Source organism: Vibrio sp. Of14-4, assembly GCF_022347625.1.
GTDB classification, from domain to species: Bacteria; Pseudomonadota; Gammaproteobacteria; order Enterobacterales; family Vibrionaceae; genus Vibrio; species Vibrio pristinus.
Window position 1 is genome coordinate 37718 of sequence record NZ_JAKRGI010000013.1, and the last position, 22986, is coordinate 60703.

Here is a 22986-nt window from a genome sequence, read left to right on the forward strand (position 1 = left end):
GTCTACCCTCTTCTGTGCTTACGCTTACCTTTCGCTTTACGCTCCTTAAATGGCATAGCCACCGAAGAAAACTCTTTCATTGCCCTGCGATAAACATCGCGTTTAAAAGACACAACTTGCCTAACCGGGTACCAATAACTTACCCACCGCCAACCATCAAACTCAGGGGCATTTCCTCGCTGCATATTAATCCGTGATTCATCACAGTCTAAACGAAGAAGAAACCACTTCTGTTTTTGTCCAATACAGACAGGTTTGGAGTCCCAACGAACCAATCTTTTCGGTAACTTATATCTTAACCAATGACGACTTGTTGCGACGATCTTGACATCTTTACTAGTAAGACCAACCTCTTCGTATAACTCCCTATACATTGCCTGCTCAGGAGTTTCCCCATCATCAATTCCTCCTTGAGGAAATTGCCATGAATGTTGTCCGTATCGTTTAGCCCAGAAGACCTGACCATGGTTGTTACAAATTACTATCCCGACATTCAAGCGGTAACCATCGCCATCTATCACTGGCCGACCTCTAATAAATTCTTAATTACTGTGATTTTTCCACATATCCCCAGATGTAGCAAACATCCTCTTCTAATTGACACATAAAACATGCAGTGCAAAACAGTTTATGAATAAAAATCCCCCCAATGGATAGTTATTCACATAACAATGAGAGACTCACCACATTTATTCACCTTTTCTGTGTATAAGTATGTGAAGAATTCAAAAAAATGAGAATTGCTTAGTCTTAAGATTAAAGCTCCCAGTTGATTTTTTTGACGAACAAGGAAATAAAATAAATTAAAATCATAGTCTTAATAAAAAAATACAACCCCTAAAAAAAAAGAGTAAAGCTAGAATCACGACTAAACCTTAGATCGGTCAAAGATCCATCAGGGTTCAATTTATCCACAAAAAGATCTTGCCAGATACCTATTTTTCGTAAAATACAAGCCCTAAATCATCAAAAAAACCTGTTTATTCATACACTCTCCATTAGCGATTTCCTATGTATCTACATAGTGTGTGGATAACTTGGCTGACAGTGATCTTTTTATCGAGTAAGATCGACGGTAAGCACTTTTAACTATAAATCCGGTACAATAAAGTCATACCAAAGATCAAATAAAGCACTATGAAAGTTGAACCAAAATCTGAACAGGAACTATTTCAACGAGCAATGGAGGTTGCAGGTATTAGCTTTAAGGAATTGGCACAAGAAGCCAACCTGACAGTTCCACCAAACCTAAAAAAAGACAAAGGCTGGGTAGGCCAGCTCATAGAATGGCACTTGGGTGCGCCTGCAGGAAGTAAAGCTGAGCAAGACTTTAAACATCTAGGAATCGAATTAAAAACGATACCTATTAGTTACACAGGTAAACCATTAGAAACAACCTTCGTCTGTGTGGCACCATTGATCGGAATCCAAGGGCTAACATGGGAAACTAGCCACGTATGTAATAAGCTTTCTCGAGTACTATGGGTCCCAGTTGAGGGCGAACGGGAAATACCGCTCGCTGACCGCCGAGTTGGAACCCCCCTAATATGGACACCTAGTGAAGAAGAAAACGCTCAACTCAAAGCAGATTGGGAGGAGTTGATGGAAATGATCGTCCTTGGTCACGTGGAAAAGATTACCGCCCATCATGGTCAAATTCTGCAACTTAGACCAAAAGCAGCTCACAGCCGCATCTTGACTGAGGCATATGGAGCCTCTGGGAAACCGATTATGACCTTACCGCGCGGTTTCTACCTTCGTACACAATTTACTTCAAGCATTCTAGAAAAACATTTTTTCTAATGCGTTGTTAGGGATAGTTCAACATCATAATATAATGGACCATCGCCTGCCCCACATTCATCATAGGTATTGTGCAAACGCAGATATGCTTTATTAATCCCAAGCTTTAATAGTGCTTCTCTGACCATGTCTAGAGATTCGAAATGAATAAGCTCATCCTTTTCTTTAATCGGCTCTAATCTGTGTTTATATTCAACAGCAAGAAGATAGTGAGACAGATCAGAGCACCCTATTACAAAAACTTTCGGCGGCTGATAGTTATCTTTATGATGACCGTGGATCCATTTATCTAGTTGACTTTTTTGCATACTTCACCCCCATGTTAGATTTTAGTTAACATTAACAGTTTTGCGAAATTGTTACCGAGATAGATTTCATCCAACGCTTCGATACCCTATATTGGTATAAAAGCGATTAGTGTAAGGAAGGTTTATGCAATACAACAAGTTACCTCACTCCTCTCTTGAAATCAGTCAGATATGTCTCGGCACTATGACCTATGGTGAACAAAATTCAGAGAGAGAAGCATTTGAGCAGCTAGATTACGCACTAGAGAGAGGGGTAAATTTTATAGATACTGCAGAAATGTACCCAGTCCCACCCAGCTCTGAGAGCCAGGGGTTAACAGAAACATACATTGGTAACTGGCTAAAAAAGTCAGGGAAACGAGAAAAAGTCATCCTAGCCACCAAAGTCGCAGGCCCAAGAAATATACCCTATATTCGCGACAATATGAGTCTAGATCGACGCAATATTCATCAAGCGATCGATGACAGTTTAAAACGACTACAAACCGATCATATCGACCTCTACCAACTTCATTGGCCACAGAGACGTACAAATTGTTTCGGCCAACTCAATTACCCCTATCCAGATCAACAAGAAGATGTGACTTTAATCGAAACTTTAGACAGTCTCGCCAGTCTTGTTCAGGCAGGAAAAATACGTTACATCGGCGTATCCAATGAAACGCCATGGGGGGTAATGACACTACTTCGCTTAGCAGAAAAACATGAACTCCCACGTATTGTTTCTATCCAGAATCCATATAATCTTCTTAATAGAAGCTTTGAGGTGGGGTTATCAGAAATTAGTCACTATGAAGGTGTAAAGCTATTAGCATACTCACCGCTTGCTTTCGGTTGCTTGAGCGGTAAGTACCTAAATAATACTCGCCCAAAAGGAGCGAGGTGCTCTTTATTTGAGCGTTTTGTGCGTTATTTTACACCTCAAGGCATTCAAGCGACAGAAGCGTATGTGAGCTTAGCAAGGGATCACGGCTTAACTCCAGCCCAAATGGCATTAGCATTTGTTAATCAACGTCCCTTCGTTGCTTCTACCATAATAGGCGCGACCAACTTAGAACAGCTAAAATTGAACATTGATAGTTTGGATATTGAACTCAGTGAGGAACTACTTACTGAGCTTCAAGAGATAGGAACAACTTACTCCAATCCATGTCCTTAAAGAAAAACCAGTTAGATAAACCAACTGGCTTTAGTTTTGGGGCCAATTGAAACTCAATTGGCCCGATAAATTACGTCGGTATTCGCGAGGAGAGCACTCGTCGAAGGTGGCGGACACGGCGTTCGGTTTTCACATCATCAGGGACAGTATCTGCAATGCAACGGCCACCTTTTTCTAAACCTACATCACGCATAAGGTGCTCGTTAGCAAAAGGGATTTGAAACGCAGCACGACGAACTCGGCGTTTCCACTGTCTTTCTTCACGGCGTAAATCGATTTTAACTAAAAAAATAGCAAGCTTTAAATAAACAGAATGACTCATAATGATTCTCCAGTCGGTGCGGCTGGGGAAAGTCAACGATCGAACCAAAGATAGGCTTTATTTTAATTCGCTGCTTTCTCCGCAGCCAATTAAAATAAATAGGCACGGATTAATTAAATTACTTTGCTACTCTTAAAATCACAGGCACCAGATGTGATGCTTTTGTCTGAGATAAAGAAAGATTCACAAGTAGAGGCATTGTGAGATGGTACAAATTTAAAATGTGTCATTCTTTGCCTCCAAGTAAATTATTAATCCATAGTAAGATAGATATGATCTTTTAAATCACATGTTGATTATATACATACAGAAACATATATCAATTTATTTCTGTCGATAATTTATAATAAGGATTATTAATCTGATATTAGCCATGAGAAAATAAATAGAACACCATATTTCACTTAGGAAAAGTAATTATAGCCGTTTATCTGCTATTACTCGTGCTAACCTCTTACAATATGACCACACATATGAAATATGTGGTCATACCCGATTAAACCTAGCTAGTAATATCAGCAATCAGATTGTGCTTGTTGAGTAGTCGATACATAGTTGCGCGAGAAACACCGAGTTCCTTAGCTGCCATTGCAACTTGTCCCGAATGTGATTCCAATACCAGCAACAGCGCATCTCTTTCACTGCTTTCGCGTATACTCTTCAAACTGCGCTTCACTTCACTTCGCTTTGGTAGATCTAAATGCTGCTCATCCAACATCACAGTATCCGACATGAGAACAATGCGTTTTATCTGATTCATCAACTCACGAACATTACCAGGCCAATGGTATCGAGTTAGATCACGAACCGCTTCTTCAGTAAAACTCCTTGCCTGAGCGTTATATTCTTTAGAATATTCTTGGAGAAAGTGACGAGCTAAAATGGCAATATCACCAGCTCTCTCTTTTAAGCTTGGCACATTTATACGTAATACATTGATGTAATGATATAACTCATCATTAAAATTACCGTCCATTAGCGCCTTTTCAATATCACCAGAATTTGCAGCCAAAATACGTACATCTACCTCTTTAGTTCCTTCTTCCGTATCTATGGTCCCTTCCTGCAAAAATCGTAGTAAATTTAGTTGCTGAGAATGAGGCAAAGTCAAAATATCATTAAGTAGAATCGTTCCTCCATCCGCTTTCTCTAGGATAGATGGCTCAGATAAATCATCTCGATTAATACCAAAAAGATCACTTTCTAATCTTCTTTCAGACATGGCACGGCAGTTTACCGAAATAAACTCTTTCTGCGAACGAGATGATGTTTTATGCACTGCTCTAGCAACGGTTTCTTTACCCGTGCCACTTTCACCGTAAATCAAAATACTGACATCAGTCGGCCCGATGCGTTTTATCTGATCCCGCAGACGCTTAAGTGGAATAGAGTTACCAATTAGCCCCATATTGTCATTGCTTCCGTAATAGGGCCACACTTTCTTCTCGAGCTTTAACATACCAAGCTGATGCCCAATGGTACTCAATAATTGAGCATCGGGTATAGGTGCAGTAAAAAAGTCGATACAAAAGTTAACAATGAACTGGCAGATAGTATCTGAGCTTAGCTGAGATTCTCTGATAAATGCTAGCCAACGGACTTGCTTATGATTACTTACTAAATTGGCGATACCATTGAGACTAAACTCATCATGACTCAAATCAACGATACCAATACAAGGCCCTGTTTCACTAAATAATGAATCTGCTTTACGCAAATCTGCACACTGAGTACAGTACCATCCGACCTGCTCTAGGACTGATAACCATGGTTCATATGTCCCGCCTACAACAATAAGTGAACCAGGAATGGAGTCCATTCGGAATTGACTAGCCATGCAATACATCCCTTTTATTTTTTGAATTATAACTATGTGTTCCCGAAAACACGCTGACACAAGGTTACATTATCGAGACTCTTCTAGATAATCTGTCTCAAGATTAAGACTAGTGAGTTAATTATATAATTTAAAGAAAATTCCTCGCCATTTAAAAAATAAAAAAATCAATAAAACTCCACAAAACGAGATATTGAGCCAAGTTATTTATAAGCCTTTGAATGGTATATTTTTTAAACTTAGCGTTCTCTTGTGAATCGTAAAAACAATATTATTACTTGTTTAGATAAATTTAAAGTGAATTTAAAGACAAATTAAATGAATAAAAAATCATCAAGAGCATTTAAAACTTACCCCGTTAGTAAGGAAATTACTGTGATAAAAATTGCTCTTTCCGTCGAGTTCTATCGTCACGTACATCCTTAGATAACATAACAACAACAAACAAACTTAAAGTTATATTCGACAAAGGGTAAGCTATCCATATACCTGTCATACCGATTAACTTAGGCATTATATACAAGAATGGTAATTGAATGAGCATATTACCCACGGTAACAAACATCGCTTTTGACCCTTTATTGATCGCTTGGTAATAAGCTGCAACGACAACGAGAAAGCCATCAAATGCTAGCGCAAACAAGTGTAAGCGAATGCCGATAATCGCATTTTCAATCAATAATTCACTAGTGTGATTAAATACTGATACAAATTCTTTAGGAAATACATTCAACAAGCACACAGATCCAAGCCCAATCGCTACGGTACTTATCATTGCCATTTTGAGTAATTTTCTGACATTTTCTTGGTGATTTGCCCCATGATTATAACTGACTAAAGGCTGCATACCATTTGCTATTCCCTCAGCAATGAGGTAATAAACGGTAACAATATAGCCAAGGATTGCATAAGCCCCAATAACCATTTGATCACCATAATGAGAAAAAAGACTATTGTGAACTGCAATCATAAGTGCGCCATAGGCATACATGAAAAAGCTCGCAAAACCTATGCTAACAATCTTGGGTGCCAAATATAACCTGGGGCTAAATTCTGACAAGCGTAGGCGCAATGTCGCTTTATGGGAAAAAAAATAGAACACTCCGATTAGGCTTACAAACATCTGAGCCAATCCTGTCGCGATAGCAGCGCCGGTTAATTCCCAACCTAGAAAAGCGATGAAAACATAGTCAAAAAGAATATTAAGTAGAGCACCGGCAATCATTAAAGAAGTGGCAAGATTAGGGCTATTATCATTACGCAGTAAAAACGGCATAGCAATGGATCCCAGGGTAAACACGCAAGCCAGAACAAGAACCTCCAAATATTGCAAACCCAACTCAAGTACCCGCTCTTCAACCCCTTGCCAGCGTAAAAAATCGTCCGATAACCAATACAAAGCACTGGCAATAATTGGCATCAATAAAGCGAGTAGTAATAGCCCTGTTGAAAGAACCTGTTTAGCTCCTTTACTATCTTGCTGACCTTGACGAATGGAAATCAGCGCGCCAGTTCCTACGCCAACCATCATACCTATAGCCAGAATAGAGCCAATTACAGGCCATGCGACGTTAATTCCCGCTAAACCATCAGCCCCAACAAAACGACCTATAAAAATACCATCTACTACTTGGTAAAATCCTGAGACTAGCATTGCTAATACTGTGGGAAAGGTATATTTAAAAAACTGACGATGAATTGATATTTGCATAGAAAGCCATTGTATAAAATCAGTAGCAACGACGTGAATCACTCTAGATAGGTCACAGTCTGATACCTGTGTTATGTACTTGTAGGTGCGTGCTCTTGCAATAAAAAGCCGCAGTTTGACTAAACCGCGGCTTCAAACTTAAATGGTTGAGTTAACGAGATGCTTGTTTATCCATTGAGCCAGACAGCTCCCTTTTCTGTATTTGCTCATAGATTCCCTGCAACTCAAGAAATGCGTAGCGATGCTCTACATAATCAAAAACATTAAAAGAAATCGCTAATTTATAGAAAGAAACCGCTTTGGCTAAATCACGCTCAGTTCCTTTTGCCTGATAACGCTTACCTAAATAAAAATACGCTTCCGTCAATCGTTGTGCTCGAACCGTTCTATCTTTGCTCGTACTGTATATTGCATTAAAGGCATCTTTCTCAGACACCTCATCTAGCATGATTGCAACAAGAAACCATCCCCATTGCCTGTCACTATTTTTATAACGCTGCTCAAGCTCTTGTTTTGCAACATCAGGGGAAATCTCAGACTTTACTATATACAGCCATAGAGCCCTAAAAGGGTCGCTCGGATCTTGATCATAGTGCTTTTGCATATCCTCTAAGGCTAGCTCAAACCGATCACCATAATACAAAGCAATTGCCCTATTTCGGGCAGCATACGCATTCTCTGGTGCAAGCTCTAGCGCTGAATCAAACGCATCATACGCGGCATCAAAGTTTCTATTTTCAGTAAAATAAACACCGAGCAAATTAAATAAATCAGCCTGAGCAGGAACAATGGCCAATGACTGTTCGTAGTCTAGTCTTGCTAAGTTTCTCAAGCCTACACTGTCGTAGTAACTCCCTCTTTCAAAATACATCTTAGCTCGAGTTTCATTCGGCAAGTCATTCCTTTGCAGCAATTGACTCAATCTAGCGATTTGCACTTCTTGCTGTAATGTTGGTTGCAGAGCTTCCACCATTGGAGGTAATACCCAATCGGGTTGGCGATCAATCAAAGAGGAACAACCCAGATTACCCAACAAAGTCACACTTAATATGGCAGCTTGAAACCATTTCACAAATAAATACTCCTATCGCTAAAATCCTGATTGCCTAATAGACATAAAAAAGGGAGCTCAATGCTCCCTTTATACCATGCTTTAAGTCAAATTAGCTAATTACTCGGCATCAACAGATGGCTTATCTGCTACTGCTTCTTCAGCTGGCTTTTCAACTGCTTCTTTCATACTTAAACGCACACGACCTTGGCGATCAATTTCAAGTACTTTAACCTGAACTTCTTGACCTTCAGCTAGGTAGTCAGAAACTTTTTCTACACGCTTCTCTGCAATTTGAGAAATATGAACCAGACCATCTTTACCAGGTAGAATAGTCACAAATGCACCAAAATCAGCTAGGCGAGCTACCTTACCCAAGTAAATACGGCCGACTTCAACTTCAGCGGTGATTTCTTCGATACGACGAATCGCCTCTTTAGCTGCAGTACCTTCTGTTGCGGCAATCTTGATCGTGCCATCATCTTCAATTTCGATAGTTGTACCCGTCTCTTCGGTTAGAGAACGAATAACAGCACCACCTTTACCTATCACATCTTTAATCTTTTCAGCACTAATCTTCATCGTATGGATACGAGGTGCAAATTCAGATATATCTTCACGAGCGTCAGAGATAGCTTCATCCATCACGGACAAAATGTGCTTACGCGCGCCTTGGGCTTGGTTAAGCGCAATTTGCATGATCTCTTTAGTGATACCTTCGATCTTGATGTCCATTTGAAGTGCAGTAATACCTGTGTTCGTACCTGCTACTTTAAAGTCCATGTCACCTAGGTGATCTTCGTCACCAAGGATATCAGAAAGAACGACAAAATCGTCACCCTCTTTAACAAGGCCCATTGCGATACCAGCAACAGAAGACTTGATTGGCACACCAGCATCCATAAGTGCTAGAGACGTACCACATACAGAAGCCATTGAAGAAGAACCGTTAGACTCTGTGATTTCTGATACAACACGTACAGTGTATGGGAACTCTTCTACAGACGGCATAACTGCTGCGATACCACGCTTAGCAAGTTTACCGTGGCCGATTTCACGACGCTTCGGAGAACCAACAAAACCTGTTTCACCAACACAGTATGGAGGGAAGTTATAGTGTAGTAAGAAGTGATCTTTACGTTCACCCGTTAGCTCGTCGATGATTTGTGCATCGCGCTGCGTACCAAGAGTTGCAGTTACAAGCGCCTGAGTTTCACCGCGAGTGAATAATGATGAACCGTGGGTGCGTGGTAGAACACCAGTACGTACGTCTAGCGCACGAACCATGTCTTTTTCACGACCGTCGATACGTGGGTTACCAGCGATGATGCTGCGACGCACTACTGTCTTCTCTAGATCATGGAAGATAGTGTGAATTTCTTTTGTATTTGCTTCTGGATCTTCAGCAAGCAGCACTTCGTTAACTTCGGCAGCAATCTCGTGGATACGGTCGTAACGCGCCATCTTTTCAGTGATTTGATAAGCTTCAACAAGCTTCGCCTCTGCAAGTTCAGCAATCTTAGTGTTAAGCGCAGTGTTCTCTTCAGGAGCAACCCAATCCCAAGCAGGCGTAGCAACTTCAGCTTTAAACTCGTTAATAGCTTTGATAACCGCTTGCTGTTGGTCGTGACCATAAACCACCGCAGATAGCATTTCTTCTTCAGTTAGATTGTCCGCTTCTGACTCAACCATGAGAACCGCTGATTCAGTACCAGCAACAACTAGGTCTAACTTAGACGTTTCTAGTTCAGTATTGCTTGGGTTAAGAACAAGTTGACCGTCGATGTGGCCAACACGTGCAGCTCCGATAGGACCGTTGAACGGGATACCAGAGATAGCTAGTGCTGCTGACGTACCGATCATTGTTACGATATCTGGCTGAACATCAGGGTTTACAGACACTACTGTAGCGATAACTTGCACTTCATTTTTAAATGCATCAGGGAAAAGTGGGCGAATTGGACGGTCGATTAGACGTGCCGTCAGAGTTTCGCCTTCTGAAGGGCGACCTTCACGTTTAAAGAAACCGCCAGGAATTTTACCCGCAGCATATGTGCGTTCTTGATAGTTAACAGTTAGAGGGAAGAAGTCTTGACCTTCTACCGCTTCTTTTTTACCTACAACCGATACAAATACGGCTGTATCATCCATAGTAACCATTACTGCTGCGGTCGCTTGACGAGCAATAACGCCAGTTTCTAGAGTAACGGTGTGATTACCGTATTGAAACGTTTTAACAACTGGTTTTTCGAACATTGTTATTCCTTGATTCTGAGAGATCCAAATTGACTCTCAGAGTGTGTTAAATGACACTCAAGACACTACAAATCGCGACTAGTAAAAATGCACTATCTTGACGCCAGTAAACAGGGGGCAGTAATGACATTTATAATAGCCGCGACCTTTTGGTCGACGAGGTTGACTGTAATGTAATGAGCTATACCTTGACGAACTCCTACAATATGAGAACGCGCGTGCGTAGTATAACGAGTTAAATTTGATTTGGCTAAATTTAGCCAACAAAAAAGGGGCAAAAGCCCCTTTTTCGACAAACTGCTCTATGCAATCGCTAAATTAGCGACGTAGGCCTAGACGCTTGATTAGGTCATGGTAACGATCCAGATCTTTACCTTTTAGGTAGTCTAGAAGCTTACGACGACGAGAAACCATACGTAGCAGACCACGACGGCTGTGATGATCGCCTTTGTGTGCTTTGAAGTGACCTTGTAGGTGGTTAATAGAAGCAGTAAGTAGAGCTACTTGAACTTCTGGTGAACCTGTGTCGCCTTCGCCACGTGCGTAGTCAGCAACGATTGCTGCTTTAGTTTCTGCATTCAGAGACATAATTCTCTCCTAATAAGAGTAAGTTAAACATTGTGCCAGCCAATCTCTGATTCAGCCGACACGAGAAGCGCGGATTATAGGCGATAGGCTTTGCTTAAGCAATAGAAAATTCATCATCGACCCTATCACCCTGTTGAACCATCAATATCATTATTTACATACACTTTATGCTTAGCCCAATAAGCGATGCTTCGATTCACTCTTCATTCCTATCTGCCGCATTTCTGTTACACTTAGTGCAACATATCCTATCTTTCTGAAATAACAGGAATCTGCATGAAAATTGGCATTATAGGTGCGATGGAGCAAGAAGTTACGCTTCTTAAACAAGCAATCACAAACATGACACAAGCATCTAAAGCAGGCTGTACCTTTTTCTCAGGTCAACTTGATGGCGTAGATGTGGTTCTTCTCCAGTCTGGCATTGGCAAAGTTGCTGCTGCAATTGGAACCACGATTCTTCTAGACGAATATCAACCAGATATTGTAATCAACACGGGCTCCGCTGGAGGCTTTGATTCATCCTTGAGCCTAGGCGACGTAGTTATTTCTACAGAGGTTCGCCATCATGATGCCGACGTCACTGCTTTTGGCTACGAAATGGGCCAAATGGCAGGCCAACCAGCAGCCTTTTCCGCAGACTCGAAATTAATGGATGCAGCAGAAAAAGCCTTGTCTCAAATGGAAGGCAAACATGCTGTTCGCGGGCTGATTTGTACAGGTGATACCTTTGTCTGCTCTAGCGAAAAACAAGCCTTTATCCGCCAGCACTTCCCATCTGTGGTCGCTGTGGAAATGGAAGCGTCTGCAATTGCTCAGGTTTGCCATCAATTCAAAGTACCTTTCGTGGTTGTTCGCGCAATTTCTGATGTTGCAGATAAAGAATCTCCTATGAGTTTTGATGAGTTCCTACCTTTAGCTGCAAAAAGCTCGTCTGAAATGGTATTTAAAATGGTCAATCTGCTCAAGGCATAATAGTAACGGACGTGCTGATGAACGTGGAAACTCTCTTTAATCAGCTCTACTCAAATGGCGCCTTACTCGTATTGTGGGGCGCTTTACTGTTTCATCTTATCCTTCCTTTTCCACGTGAAGCTCACCCAGCGATTCTATGGCATAAATTTGCAGAGCAGCTCGCTGATAAGGTCAATACCAACTCAAGTTATTCGCAAAGCATGCTATCTGGTACGTTAGCCATGCTACTCATGACTCTCCCCATGCTTGCTCTTCTTATTGCACTTAAGCCACTGGTATGGCAAGCCCAATTATTTGATTTGGCTCTGCTGCTGCTCGCAATTGATTGGCGCAATACCGATAAGTTCACCAATCAATTTGTGCTGGCTTTGGCAAGAGAAGATAAAGAACATGCCAAAATGCTTCTGACTCCGATCGTTAATCGGTCTACTCGGTCGTTGTCATTAATGGGTTTGGGTAAAGCAGGAGCAGAAACTCTTATCATGTCTTATGGAAGAAATGTTGTTGCGGTACTTTTTTGGTATGCGTTAGCCGGAGGTATAGGCGCTTTTCTTTATCGTATGACCGTTGAGCTAGCCAGAGCCTGGTCTCCATCTCGTAAACGGTTTTCTCCTTTTGGCGTTCCAGTTATTCGACTGGTTGCTATCTTGGATTATGTTCCACTGCGCCTTTTTGCTCTCATGATCGCTATTGGCGGAAGAACTCGAGAGGTCTTTGCCCTTCTCAAATTACAAGCAAGCACATGGCCACTGCCAGGACCTGCATGGCTACTTGTTTCTGTCGGAGCAAAACAACAGCTCTCTTTAGGTGGTCCTGCAATGTACGATGGAAGCAAAGCGGTTCGAAGTAAACTTGGTGGCAGGATTGCTCCTTCTGCGATTCATATTGCTCAAGTGCAACGTTTGCTCGCATGGCGAATGTTTGCTTGGATAGTACTGCAAAGCGTTATCATGGTCGCCATATATCAAGGAATTTAAATGCTGTTTCAGCGCCTAGCTTTATTATTAATTCTGTTCACAACAAATTTATTCGCAGCACCCGTTGAACGCGTAATAAGTTTGGCTCCTCACATCACAGAGCTATTATACGCTGCGGGCCTAGGAGCTAAACTGGTTGCTGTAAGTGAGTACAGTGATTACCCACTACAGGCAAAGCAGATTGAAACTGTATCGAATCATCAAGGACTTAAGTTAGAGCGCATTATCGCACTTAGACCAGATCTTGTGGTCGCCTGGCCAGGAGGAAACCCAGCTAAAGAAATAGACAAACTCAAAGCATTTAATATCAATGTTTATCCTATCAATATCCAGTCACTAGACGATATTGCCCATTACCTTGAAAAACTCAGTTTATACGCCCCTGATCCTGATATTGGCCAGCAGGCTGCAAAAAGCTTTAGGCAGCAGCTGTCCGAGATAAGACAAAAATACCAAGTGGACACTCCTATTCGCTATTTCTATCAACTGAGTGAGCAACCACTTATGACGGTCGCCAAAAATCACTGGCCAAGTGAAGTTTTTTCATTTTGTGGTGGCGTCAATGTATTTGAGAATAGCCCTGTTCCATACCCACAAGTGGGTAAAGAACAGGTTATTTTGAAAAACCCTGATGTGATTTTCGTATCACCATCTTCCTCTGCCACCTCTTTATGGGCAAACTGGAAGACACAAATGACAGCGGTGCAAAACCATCATATCTGGTCTATCAATTCAGACTGGCTAAGTAGACCCACACCAAGAACCCTCAAAGCCATTGAGCAAGTGTGCACTCATTTTGAAACATTGAAAAAATCAGCTGTTGCAGATAAAAACTCGCATTAAAAAAGGTCACCGAAGTGACCTTTTCTTTTTACATTATTGCTTTGCTACTTGATACAAAACATCTTTAAGCAATTCAAAGTCATTTGCTAAATCTTCTGAGAGTAGCTCCATTGCGGCATGTTTTGCTAATGGACCTGGAAGATCAATATCTGTTCCCAAGATATCATCAACTACTTCCTTAAACTTAGCTGGGTGCGCCGTGCATAAGAAAAGCCCTGTTTCACCCTCTCGTAACTGCTCACTCAGTACGCGGTAAGCTATTGCACCGTGAGGTTCACAAAGATAGCCTTTCTCATAAAGCTCTTGTACAGTCTCAGCACTTTGTGCATCAGTAACGGCCCCTTTACCAAGCGTTTCTAGCCCCCACTTTTTAACGCGACAAAGCTCCTCAATACGCGGCCAGTTATTTGGCTGACTCACATCCATTGCATTTGATGTGGTAGCGATTGTGGCTTTAGGCTCCCATTGCCCAGTTTCTAGGTATCGAGGCACAGTATCATTGATATTAGTCGCAGCGATAAAACGTTTTATCGGTAATCCCAATGCCTTTGCCAAAAGCCCTGCAGTTAGGTTACCGAAGTTACCGCTTGGAACGGACACAACTAGGTTTTCACGCTGCTCTTTACTCATTTGTGCAGCGGCTTCAAAGTAATAACAGATTTGCGCCATTAATCGACTGATATTAATTGAGTTTGCAGAGTTTAGGCCTATATCATCTCGCAGTTTCGCATCATCGAACGCTTGTTTAACGAGTGCTTGACAGTCATCAAAGTCACCATCAATGGCCACAGTGTGAATATTCTTGCCTAAAGTACAAAATAGCTTTTCTTGTAATGGGCTAATTTTTCCTTTCGGGTACAAAATGACAACATTGATGTCTTCCATTCCATAAAAGGCATGCGCAACAGCAGCACCAGTGTCACCAGATGTAGCCGTTAAAATAGTGATCTTACCGCCATCTGAAACCGCTGCCAAAGATTGAGCCATAAAACGGCCACCAAAATCTTTAAAAGCAAGTGTGGGGCCATGAAATAGCTCCAATGCATAAACATCATCGCTTACCCCCTTAATCGGTGCTGGGAACTGAAAAGCCGCATCAACCATGGCATTCACTGTTTCTTGGGATAGCTCATCACCAATCAACGCAGACAGTATCTTAGTGCTACGAGAGATGAAATCTTCAGCTAATAATGCGTCAATATCATCAAACGTTGGTAATTCTTGAGGAAAAAATAAGCCTTGATTACGCCCCAAGCCTTGACGAACGGCTTGAGAAAAAGAGACTTTCTGATCATTTTCTTTTATATTATAAAGCTTCATAGCTCACTTCCTGTAACTTTGGATCCCTGCTTGTCTAACTGACAAATATGAACGAATCCTTCTTTATTTTGTACGTAATTTTGTTCTAGCCACCGAGCTACTCGCTCGGCTACATCTTTGTCTTTACAAACACTAAACAGTGTTGGGCCACTGCCTGATATACCTGTTGCTAAAGCACCTGCTGTCGAAGCATACTGCCTCGCTTGAGAAAAGTTTGGTAATAACTTTTCTCGATATGGCTCAGCGACAACATCTTTCATCATTTTTGCCGCCAGCTCTGGCTGATTCGAGTGACAAGCATGAATAAACCCTGCCAAATGGCGACCATGAGCAATAATATCTTGGCGACGATATTGAGATGGTAAAATTTCACGAGCTTCTGCGGTTGAAACTTTAATACCTGGGTAAGCCATGACCCAATACCAGTTATCAAAACAAGGAACTTCTTGACTGATAATACCAAGCTCTTCCAACATTAACTGCACACCACCTAAGAAGCATGGAGCGACATTATCATAGTGGACTCCACCAGATATCTTCCCTTCCATTTCTCCCATCAGTGCAAGCAACTGTGTCTTATCGAGTGGATTACCATGAAATTGATTTAGTGCATCTAAAGCTGCGACTATTGAGCAAGCGCTAGAGCCCAAACCTGATCCAATCGGCATATTTTTCTCGAGAGTCATCTCAACAGGTAGTAAAGCAACGCCTTTTTTGTCCAGCTCTCTCGCAAACACCTGCCAGCAGTCGTAAACAATATTTTCTTTAGGATCGGTTGGCAATTTTGAAACAAAATCCCCAGCTGTTAATAGGCTAAAAGGCTCATCACCTGCCTTTATCATAACTCGATCGCCCAGCAATGTACCATCAATGGGAGAAACGGCTGCACCTAGGACATCAAAGCCCACACTAACATTACCAATCGACGCAGGAGCGTAGACAACGACATCCATACCATTACTCATTCGATTAAACCCCTAGTTTCCATCCTAATGTGCGCATTACATCTGAGAATACACCAGCTGCTGTCACTTCTGTGCCCGCACCATAACCGCGCAGGACAAGCGGTATTGGCTGATAGTAGCGACTGTAAAAAGCAAGCGCATTTTCACCATCTTTTATCTTGAACATAGGGTCATTGTCATTCACTGCGGAGATGCTTACGCGGCACTGACCTGCGTCAATTTCTCCCACATAGCGCAATACTTTACCCTCTTCAGCCGCTTTAGCTGATAACTGTTGGAAATAGGCATCAGCTTCAGGTAACCGAGCCATAAATTCTTCAACATTGCCTGAATCATCAAAACTAGGCGGCAGTGCTTTTTCTACAATGACATCTTCAAGTTCTAGGTTCATTCCAGCTTCACGGGCCAGAATCAACAGTTTACGGGCAACATCCATACCAGAAAGATCATCTCGAGGATCGGGTTCAGTAAAACCGTTTTCTTTTGCTATGTTTGTTGCCTGACTCAAGGTCATACCTTCATCTAACTTGCCAAAGATGTATGACAGTGAACCTGAAAGGATACCACTAAAGCGTTCAAGCTCGTCACCAGCAGAAATAAGATTCTGTAAATTTTCAATCACAGGCAATCCTGCTCCAACCGTTGTCTCGTACATCAATTTGCGACGAGAGCCGCGAGCTATTTCACGAAGTTGATGATAATAAGCCATACTCGCCGTATTGGCTTTCTTATTGGGTGTCACAACATGAAACCCTGCGGCTAGAAAATCAGCATATTGGCCCGCAATCACCTCTGATGAGGTACAGTCGACCAACACAGGATTAATAATATGGTTACGTTGTACCAATGAAGTAAGACGGGCAAGGCTAAATTCTTCGCTGGCGTCTTTCATGCGATCTCGCCAGTGCTCTAATGGTAAGCCTTGGCTATCAAGAAGTAAGCCTTTGCTGTTGGCTAAACCACAAACTCTTATCACTATACCTTTTTCCGCTAACTTAGCTTGCTGACGCTGAATTTGATCAACCAATTCACCTCCAACACCTCCCACGCCGACAACAAACACATCTAGGAAATGTTTAGAATTGAACAAATTTTCATGACACGCCTTAATCGCTTCTGAAATTTTATCCTCTGGTATCACTGCAGAGATAGCACGTTCTGAGGAGCCCTGAGCAATAGCAACAATGTTGACATTCACTTCAGCTAACGAAGAAAAGAACTGTGACGCAACCCCTTTCGATGTCCGCATTCCATCGCCTACCAAAGTCACAATGGCAACGTTATCGATAAAATCAACAGGCTCAAGTAAGTCGTCTTTAAGTTCCAACTCAAATGCGTCGTTGAGTGCTTGCTCTGCCATTGCTTTATCTGCAGACTCAATACAAAAGCTGATGCTATATTCCGAGGAAGACTGGGTGATTAGAACAATCGATACTCCCGTCGATGACATAGCACCAAACACTCGGCTTGCCATGCCCACCATGCCCTTCATACCTGGCCCAGAAACATTAACCATTGTTAGATCACTGAGCGTCGTGATCCCTTTGATAGATAAGTTATCTTCACCGGTATCTTGACCAATCAGAGTACCTACACCTTGAGGGTTGAAGCTGTTTTTAATAAGACAAGGAATATGGAACTGAGCAATAGGGGCAATAGTTTTAGGATGCAATACCGAAGCTCCAAAATAAGACAGCTCCATTGCTTCTTGATAGCTCAATGATTTTAGCAAACGGGCATCATCAACCAGTCGAGGATCACAATTGTATACACCATCCACATCAGTCCAAATCTCACAGCATTCGGCACGCAGGCAGGCTGCTAAAACCGCCGCAGAATAATCAGAGCCATTACGACCTAAAGTGACAATCTCCCCCTTGTCATTACCAGCTGTAAAACCAGGCATAATATTGACATAACCTTGCGGCAAAGGGGTTTGACAAAAGTTCTGGGTAGACACCTCAACATCTACCATAGCCTCTAAATACTCGCCTTGTGCATAAAGGTACTTTACGGGATCAATTAAGCTAGCTGGCTGACCTTTGGCTTCCAATACCGCTTTCATCAGTTGAACAGATATTCGCTCACCCTTACTTATTATCCGAGCATTAACGTTGCTTGGGCACATACCTAATAGGTTTATCCCATGAACAAACTGTCGCAACTGATTCATCGACGTTTTGACTTGGTTGTCGAAGTCAGAGCCATCTATGCTTGGGATGGATTGTTTTATTTCTTGATACAATTCCTGAAAAGAATTCTCTAGATCAGCGATTTGTGTCTCTACCTGACCCGCTTTTAATGCTCCATCAATAACAGCAACGAGTTTATTGGTTGTTTTTCCAGGAGCTGAAAGCACAACTGAAACGTCTTCTTGCTGAGCGTTGTTAGTAATAATATCTGCTGCTCGTAGAAATCTATCTGCGTCAGCTAACGATGAGCCACCAAACTTTAAAACGCGCATTCCTTCCTCCAAATGCTTGTAAATAGGTATAAAAAAAGGCCTGTATCTCATGGGATACAGGCCTTTTTTTGAATTTATTTCGCTTAGCAGCCCGCCCCAACATGCGTAATGTCGGTAATAATAATGGTTGTGGTCATTACTGATAGGCTTAAATGATGCATATGCGATTTTTCGATAATAATGTGTCTGCTTCCCCTACGTTTAACCTATTCCCTTATCACGAGTCAACGTTTTTTTTATTTTTTTTATTTTACGCTTCCGATTTAGCTTCTTTTAATCCCATCAACAAGTTACATTAGATACAATCAATATTAAATAAATTTCATATCGATTAGTAAATCATTTTATCGCAAATGTGCCTAGCGATGATCGTATTTTATGCTTTAATTGATCCTGCAGTGGGAATTAAAAATGCGGGAGCGAAATATGAAAAAACAACTATATCTTATCCTCGCTCTTACGGCTTGTTCAACGGTAGCTGCCGATCTACCCACATTGCCCTCTCAAAAAAAAGCATCGCCACACAAGCTTTTTCTGTCTAGCGAAACCAATCACTACGACTTTGACACGTGGAAAATTGATGGCGGTTACTCTTACAACCTCTTCAATAAAATAGATTTCTACGTTGGAGCTCGGATCAATCAAAGCACATCAATCAACGAAAGTGGTTTTTTAAGTGGCGTCAGTTATCAAGTGACTCCGAGAGTATCAGTGCAAAGCAGCCTACACTCCTACCAAGATGACACCAACACTCTGGGTAATGAGACAATGATCTCCGCCGAAGTCTCAAGCAGAATGCGATTGACAGAAAATCTAGACCTACATGCAACACTTGAGCACCAAGAGTTACAACAAGAGTTTGAAGTGGGTATTGGCTTTCGGTTTTAAGCCTCACAATCTAAAACTAACTCGGATCAACTCCAATCGAGTAACTCAGTGGACATGAGTACACCATTCCAGTCCGCGTATACATAATCACCTGGCTGGATCATCTGATTATGAATCGTTAAGGTTACATTCATTTCACCTGCACCGCGTTTTTCTGTCTTGAAAGGGCTAGTACCCAAGGCCTTGATGCCAAAGTCCATTTCTGCCATCACAGCAACGTCTCGAATGGCTCCATAGATAATGACACCTTCCCAATGGTTATCAATAGCTAGAATCGCCAATTCATCTCCTAACAAGGCTTGTTGACATGACCCATGGCCGTCAACAATCAATATTTTTCCTTTACCATCTTGACTTAAAGCTTCTCTCACTTTTGAGTTATCGTGATAACAACGAACCGTAACTATTTCTCCCCAAAAAGCACATTTACTGCCAAAAGTGTGTAACGGTATGTCCAATAAAATAACTTTGTCTTCATATTTATCGCATATTTCCGGTGTTATATCTTTCATAATGCCTCCTTTATCTTTGAACATACCTTTGATAACTATCTACAGCGCTGTAGCCAGCTTCCAAGATTAGTTTTCGTTCCATCGGCGAAGCAAGAAAGTAAAAACAGCTCATCTTTTACTACATAGTAAATAGCATTTTGCTGATACTTTTTCCCGATCTCCAAGGCTTGTTGCTCAGATATTGCAACAGCAAAACTGATTTCTGCCCAACTAAAGCTACTATCCCCAACCAAGACCTCACTGTAATAAGTATGACCAAATTCTTTGACTAGGTTGTGATTGCAACGATCATTTTCCAATTTGGACTGCCGCTGACTTTTCGGGTTCCACGCCGTGATAATAGCGAATTCATCCAGTATAGGCTGACAAGTGAACTTAAAGTAAGGATCTGAATACTGTTGCCACAAAAATGCATCTATCATCATATTCATTATGCTTTAGTTATGTTATCGACGATTAATTTTTGTTACATTCTAACTCTTGATATAAATCAACAAAGTGAATGGAATTAACATTCTGACATTGTTAGCAGGCTGTTAACATTATAGAATTCGCAGCAAAGACTAGTAGAAAAAGCGTGATCACAAGGGATCTCAAACGCGCATTGAACCCAAGGAAGGCGGGCAACCAAAGAAACAATGTACTTTTTCAGCCTTTGGTTTATTATCAGCATCACATTACCTGTATGTTAGGTTTTTGCCTAGAATTTATTCTATTAGCACAATTTTTTCACAAGTTTAGGTACCGCCAATGCAAACCCCGCACATTCTTATTGTCGAAGATGAGCAAGTAACTCGTAACACTCTAAAGAGTATTTTTGAAGCAGAGGGATACGCTGTTTTTGAGGCCAGTGACGGTGAAGAGATGCACCAGGTGCTGTCTGACAATCAGGTTAATCTGGTCATTATGGATATTAACCTACCAGGGAAGAATGGTCTTCTGCTTGCTCGAGAGCTTAGAGAGCAAGCTAATGTCGCACTTATGTTTCTAACTGGACGCGATAATGAAGTTGACAAAATTTTGGGCCTTGAAATAGGTGCTGATGACTATATCACCAAACCATTCAACCCTCGTGAACTCACAATCCGAGCTCGCAACTTGCTCAGTCGTTCCATGAGCTCTAGCGCTGTAAACGAAGATAAACGCAGTGTAGAAAAGTACGAATTTAATGGCTGGGTTTTGGATATCAATAGTCGCTCACTTGTGAGCCCAAGTGGTGATGATTACAAACTCCCGCGTTCGGAATTTAGAGCATTACTTCACTTCTGTGAAAACCCTGGCAAAATCCAAACACGAGCAGACTTGCTCAAAAAGATGACTGGTAGAGAGCTTAAACCTCATGACAGAACAGTGGATGTGACGATTCGAAGAATACGTAAGCATTTTGAGGCTGTTTCAGGTACTCCAGAGATCATTGCAACCATTCACGGTGAAGGCTATCGCTTTTGTGGTGACCTTGAAGAGTAAAACTACTCAATAGTGGATTAAAAAATGGAGCCGTGGGCTCCATTTTTCATTTCAGTTGAGGGCTTACCCTCTTCCACCTTTGATCGCATCAATAATCTCTGTGGTTGAGCAACCTTCTTCAAAGTTGAGAACTTTGACTTCACCACCGTTTGCTATGACCTCTTTACCCCCCGCAATATCTTCGGGCTTGTAATCTCCGCCTTTAACAAGCAAATCCGGTAAAACTTCAGCAATCAGGCGCTGTGGTGTTTCCTCTTCAAAAGGCACCACCCAGTCTACTGCACCTAATCCTGCCAATACGGCCATTCTTCGATCCGTTGGATTAACTGGGCGTCCTGGTCCTTTGAGACTTTTTACTGAATCATCGGTGTTAACAGCAACAATCAAACGATCTCCAAGCTCGGCAGCATGGTTAAGATAAGACACATGTCCAGCATGAAGAATATCGAAACAACCGTTTGTCATCACGACTTTCTCTCCCTTAGACTGCGCTTTTTTAACCGCATCAATTAGGGATTGCTCAGTCACAACACCAAAGTCTGTGTCTTGACTACCGTGAACCGCTTCCGCGAGCTCGATCGTTGATACTGTAGAGGTGCCAAGTTTACCTACGACGACGCCAGCAGCAGCATTGGCCAGCGCGCAAGCCTCATCAAGAGGTTTGCCAGAGGCAACTGAGGCGGCAAGAACAGAAATAACCGTATCTCCAGCACCCGTTACGTCATACACTTCTTTTGCTAACGTTGGTAAATGGAACGGTTCTTGTCCACGGCGCAATAAAGTCATGCCATGTTCGCTACGAGTCACAAGGAGCGCTTCAAAATCGTATTCTTCGATAAGCGCTAGCCCCTTTTCTACCAACTCTTGATCATTTTTAACTTTACCAACAACCAGCTCAAACTCAGTGAGATTAGGCGTCAATAATGTAGCACCGCGATAACGTTCAAAATCAGCGCCTTTAGGGTCAATAAACACAGGAACTTTGGCTGCACGCGCTTTTTGAATAAATTGCTGTACGTGCTCTAAGGCCCCTTTATCGTAATCGGACAACACAACCGACTTCACCTTGGGCAGAGCTTGCTCCATCCTATCTAAAATAAGTTCCGCATCCGTATCTTCAAATTTATCTTCAAAGTCCAAGCGTATGAGTTGTTGACCACGACTCAAAATGCGCAGCTTTGTGATTGTCGGATAGCTGGGCAAAGCGACAAAATCACATTTCACTTTCAGAGCTGACAATGTCTCATTAAGAACTTTAGCGGGTTCGTCAATCCCAGTTAAACCAACAATATGCGCATGACCACCAAGAGAAGCAATATTCATTGCCACGTTCGCTGCTCCACCAGGGCGCTCTTCGTTATTTTCTACTTTTACTACAGGAACTGGTGCCTCTGGAGAAATACGTCCAGTTGGACCATACCAGTAACGGTCTAACATAACGTCACCGATAATCAATACACCAGAGTCACTATAGTTCGGTAGGATTGGTTTCATTGCGGATCTCCAAATTCTAATTCGGGCAGAAGTCTAACACAGGCAG

Annotated in this window: 21 protein-coding genes and 1 other annotated feature; of the genes, 7 read left to right on the plus strand and 14 right to left on the minus strand. The window is 42.0% G+C overall.

Annotated features, from left to right (window positions below; genetic code table 11):
• Positions 1-2: 2 nt before the first annotated feature.
• Positions 3-521: an RNA pyrophosphohydrolase gene (gene rppH / locus MHN79_RS13595; protein ID WP_114786956.1), complete on the minus strand. Its 519-nt coding sequence runs from the start codon at positions 519-521 to the stop codon at positions 3-5.
• Between the two features lie 616 nt (positions 522-1137).
• Here rppH and mutH point away from each other — a divergent pair.
• The gene (gene mutH / locus MHN79_RS13600) at positions 1138-1803 is read left to right on the plus strand and encodes a DNA mismatch repair endonuclease MutH (protein ID WP_160931986.1); all 666 of its coding nucleotides are present in this window, start codon (positions 1138-1140) and stop codon (positions 1801-1803) included.
• Here mutH and MHN79_RS13605 read toward each other — a convergent pair.
• On the minus strand, positions 1800-2111 hold the full coding sequence (locus MHN79_RS13605; RefSeq protein ID WP_114786958.1) for a DUF6482 family protein: 312 nt from the start codon (positions 2109-2111) through the stop codon (positions 1800-1802). The genes mutH and MHN79_RS13605 overlap by 4 nt on opposite strands.
• 124 nt (positions 2112-2235) lie before the next feature.
• Here MHN79_RS13605 and MHN79_RS13610 point away from each other — a divergent pair, with 124 nt between their 5' ends.
• Entirely contained in the window at positions 2236-3270 is a 1035-nt protein-coding gene (locus MHN79_RS13610; RefSeq protein WP_239173340.1) for an NADP(H)-dependent aldo-keto reductase, read from the plus strand.
• Positions 3271-3340: 70 nt separating this feature from the next.
• Here MHN79_RS13610 and MHN79_RS13615 read toward each other — a convergent pair whose 3' ends face one another.
• The 6 genes from MHN79_RS13615 to rpsO form a co-directional block, all read right to left on the minus strand.
• Positions 3341-3592 (minus strand): DUF1127 domain-containing protein, encoded by a 252-nt coding sequence (locus MHN79_RS13615; RefSeq protein WP_239173341.1) that lies wholly within the window; start codon positions 3590-3592, stop codon positions 3341-3343.
• Positions 3593-4094: 502 nt separating this feature from the next.
• Positions 4095-5429: a cyclic-di-GMP-binding transcriptional regulator VpsR gene (gene vpsR, locus MHN79_RS13620; protein WP_239173342.1), complete on the minus strand. Its 1335-nt coding sequence runs from the start codon at positions 5427-5429 to the stop codon at positions 4095-4097.
• A 370-nt stretch (positions 5430-5799) separates the two neighbouring features.
• The gene (locus MHN79_RS13625) at positions 5800-7140 is read right to left on the minus strand and encodes an MATE family efflux transporter (protein WP_239173343.1); all 1341 of its coding nucleotides are present in this window, start codon (positions 7138-7140) and stop codon (positions 5800-5802) included.
• A 151-nt stretch (positions 7141-7291) separates the two neighbouring features.
• A complete protein-coding gene (nlpI, locus tag MHN79_RS13630; RefSeq protein WP_239173344.1) occupies positions 7292-8212 on the minus strand; it encodes a lipoprotein NlpI in 921 nt (306 codons plus the stop codon).
• Between the two features lie 99 nt (positions 8213-8311).
• Positions 8312-10447 carry a polyribonucleotide nucleotidyltransferase gene (pnp, locus tag MHN79_RS13635; protein WP_239173345.1) on the minus strand — a complete coding sequence of 712 codons (2136 nt, stop codon included), beginning with the start codon at positions 10445-10447 and terminating at the stop codon, positions 8312-8314.
• Positions 10448-10765: 318 nt separating this feature from the next.
• The gene (gene rpsO, locus MHN79_RS13640; RefSeq protein ID WP_006957756.1) at positions 10766-11035 is read right to left on the minus strand and encodes a 30S ribosomal protein S15; all 270 of its coding nucleotides are present in this window, start codon (positions 11033-11035) and stop codon (positions 10766-10768) included.
• A gap of 276 nt (positions 11036-11311) precedes the next feature.
• On the opposite strand from rpsO, the gene mtnN reads away from it, so the two are divergent.
• Genes mtnN through btuF form a run of 3 tightly spaced genes read left to right on the plus strand, consistent with a single transcriptional unit; the run spans position 11312 to position 13830 of the window.
• Positions 11312-12010, plus strand: a complete 699-nt coding sequence (mtnN, locus tag MHN79_RS13645; protein WP_239173346.1) for a 5'-methylthioadenosine/S-adenosylhomocysteine nucleosidase — start codon at positions 11312-11314, stop codon at positions 12008-12010.
• Positions 12011-12033: 23 nt separating this feature from the next.
• Positions 12034-12987: a cobalamin biosynthesis family protein gene (locus MHN79_RS13650; RefSeq protein WP_239173397.1), complete on the plus strand. Its 954-nt coding sequence runs from the start codon at positions 12034-12036 to the stop codon at positions 12985-12987.
• Entirely contained in the window at positions 12988-13830 is an 843-nt protein-coding gene (btuF, locus tag MHN79_RS13655) for a vitamin B12 ABC transporter substrate-binding protein BtuF (RefSeq protein ID WP_239173347.1), read from the plus strand.
• 33 nt (positions 13831-13863) lie between these two features.
• Here the strand turns inward: btuF and thrC are convergent, their stop codons facing one another.
• From thrC to thrA, 3 genes are read right to left on the minus strand one after another with little or no spacing between them, the layout of a single operon-like run.
• The gene (gene thrC / locus MHN79_RS13660; protein ID WP_239173348.1) at positions 13864-15150 is read right to left on the minus strand and encodes a threonine synthase; all 1287 of its coding nucleotides are present in this window, start codon (positions 15148-15150) and stop codon (positions 13864-13866) included.
• A complete protein-coding gene (thrB, locus tag MHN79_RS13665) occupies positions 15147-16103 on the minus strand; it encodes a homoserine kinase (protein WP_239173398.1) in 957 nt (318 codons plus the stop codon). Before thrB ends, thrC begins: the two co-directional genes overlap by 4 nt.
• Before the next feature lie 16 nt (positions 16104-16119).
• A complete protein-coding gene (gene thrA / locus MHN79_RS13670; protein WP_239173349.1) occupies positions 16120-18579 on the minus strand; it encodes a bifunctional aspartate kinase/homoserine dehydrogenase I in 2460 nt (819 codons plus the stop codon).
• A 29-nt stretch (positions 18580-18608) separates the two neighbouring features.
• Positions 18609-18727 (minus strand) — a sequence feature (Thr leader region).
• 278 nt (positions 18728-19005) lie between these two features.
• Here thrA and MHN79_RS13675 point away from each other — a divergent pair.
• Positions 19006-19467, plus strand: a complete 462-nt coding sequence (locus tag MHN79_RS13675) for a hypothetical protein (RefSeq protein WP_239173350.1) — start codon at positions 19006-19008, stop codon at positions 19465-19467.
• A gap of 26 nt (positions 19468-19493) precedes the next feature.
• Here the strand turns inward: MHN79_RS13675 and MHN79_RS13680 are convergent, their stop codons facing one another.
• Together MHN79_RS13680 and MHN79_RS13685 are read right to left on the minus strand one after the other, a co-directional pair.
• On the minus strand, positions 19494-19979 hold the full coding sequence (locus MHN79_RS13680; protein ID WP_239173351.1) for a putative 4-hydroxy-4-methyl-2-oxoglutarate aldolase: 486 nt from the start codon (positions 19977-19979) through the stop codon (positions 19494-19496).
• Between the two features lie 35 nt (positions 19980-20014).
• The gene (locus tag MHN79_RS13685; protein ID WP_239173352.1) at positions 20015-20404 is read right to left on the minus strand and encodes a DUF3293 domain-containing protein; all 390 of its coding nucleotides are present in this window, start codon (positions 20402-20404) and stop codon (positions 20015-20017) included.
• A gap of 325 nt (positions 20405-20729) precedes the next feature.
• Between MHN79_RS13685 and arcA the strand changes: the two genes are divergently transcribed.
• On the plus strand, positions 20730-21446 hold the full coding sequence (gene arcA, locus MHN79_RS13690; RefSeq protein WP_152429586.1) for a two-component system response regulator ArcA: 717 nt from the start codon (positions 20730-20732) through the stop codon (positions 21444-21446).
• Positions 21447-21509: 63 nt separating this feature from the next.
• Here the strand turns inward: arcA and hldE are convergent, their stop codons facing one another.
• Positions 21510-22940 (minus strand): bifunctional D-glycero-beta-D-manno-heptose-7-phosphate kinase/D-glycero-beta-D-manno-heptose 1-phosphate adenylyltransferase HldE, encoded by a 1431-nt coding sequence (gene hldE / locus MHN79_RS13695; protein WP_114786978.1) that lies wholly within the window; start codon positions 22938-22940, stop codon positions 21510-21512.
• Between the last annotated feature and the right edge of the window lie 46 nt (positions 22941-22986).

Bases quoted from the DNA above. Each gene is read 5' to 3' on its own strand.
- thrA (WP_239173349.1), bottom strand. From the start codon at position 18,579: ATGCGCGTTTTAAAGTTTGGTGGCTCATCGTTAGCTGACGCAGATAGA.
- btuF (WP_239173347.1), top strand. From the start codon at position 12,988: ATGCTGTTTCAGCGCCTAGCTTTATTATTAATTCTGTTCACAACAAAT.
- mtnN (WP_239173346.1), top strand. From the start codon at position 11,312: ATGAAAATTGGCATTATAGGTGCGATGGAGCAAGAAGTTACGCTTCTT.
- thrC (WP_239173348.1), bottom strand. From the start codon at position 15,150: ATGAAGCTTTATAATATAAAAGAAAATGATCAGAAAGTCTCTTTTTCT.
- MHN79_RS13675 (WP_239173350.1), top strand. From the start codon at position 19,006: ATGAAAAAACAACTATATCTTATCCTCGCTCTTACGGCTTGTTCAACG.
- MHN79_RS13610 (WP_239173340.1), top strand. From the start codon at position 2,236: ATGCAATACAACAAGTTACCTCACTCCTCTCTTGAAATCAGTCAGATA.
- MHN79_RS13605 (WP_114786958.1), bottom strand. From the start codon at position 2,111: ATGCAAAAAAGTCAACTAGATAAATGGATCCACGGTCATCATAAAGAT.
- MHN79_RS13625 (WP_239173343.1), bottom strand. From the start codon at position 7,140: ATGCAAATATCAATTCATCGTCAGTTTTTTAAATATACCTTTCCCACA.
- arcA (WP_152429586.1), top strand. From the start codon at position 20,730: ATGCAAACCCCGCACATTCTTATTGTCGAAGATGAGCAAGTAACTCGT.
- thrB (WP_239173398.1), bottom strand. From the start codon at position 16,103: ATGGATGTCGTTGTCTACGCTCCTGCGTCGATTGGTAATGTTAGTGTG.
- vpsR (WP_239173342.1), bottom strand. From the start codon at position 5,429: ATGGCTAGTCAATTCCGAATGGACTCCATTCCTGGTTCACTTATTGTT.
- pnp (WP_239173345.1), bottom strand. From the start codon at position 10,447: ATGTTCGAAAAACCAGTTGTTAAAACGTTTCAATACGGTAATCACACC.
- MHN79_RS13615 (WP_239173341.1), bottom strand. From the start codon at position 3,592: ATGAGTCATTCTGTTTATTTAAAGCTTGCTATTTTTTTAGTTAAAATC.
- hldE (WP_114786978.1), bottom strand. From the start codon at position 22,940: ATGAAACCAATCCTACCGAACTATAGTGACTCTGGTGTATTGATTATC.
- mutH (WP_160931986.1), top strand. From the start codon at position 1,138: ATGAAAGTTGAACCAAAATCTGAACAGGAACTATTTCAACGAGCAATG.
- MHN79_RS13685 (WP_239173352.1), bottom strand. From the start codon at position 20,404: ATGATGATAGATGCATTTTTGTGGCAACAGTATTCAGATCCTTACTTT.
- rpsO (WP_006957756.1), bottom strand. From the start codon at position 11,035: ATGTCTCTGAATGCAGAAACTAAAGCAGCAATCGTTGCTGACTACGCA.
- MHN79_RS13680 (WP_239173351.1), bottom strand. From the start codon at position 19,979: ATGAAAGATATAACACCGGAAATATGCGATAAATATGAAGACAAAGTT.